Annotated in this window: 1 protein-coding gene; it reads left to right on the forward strand. The window is 68.9% G+C overall.

Features of this window, described 5'->3' with window-relative positions:
- The coding region (locus AC0IYH_RS32580) for a hypothetical protein (protein WP_471838487.1) at positions 1 to 257 on the forward strand (257 nt) is incomplete at both ends.

Below are 257 nucleotides of genomic sequence, written 5' to 3' on the forward strand. Positions count from 1 at the left end.
GCGCGGGGGTGTCCGCGATCGTTGCCAACGTTCTTGCGGGTGATCGACCGGTTCGCGATGTGGCCGACGAGGCGCGATCGATGCGGGCCGAAATGGCGAAGCATAAACCCGCCAAGGGCCCCCTCGACGCCAAGCTGCTGCCCGGGGGGCTGGTCGATCTGGAGTTCGCCGTCCACGTTCTGCAGCTTACGCACCGCACCGCGTTCGACCCGCATCTGGGTCGGGCGATCGACGCACTCGCGGCGGCAGGGCTGGTG

It is taken from the genome of Pseudomonas sp. AC463, assembly GCF_979253585.1.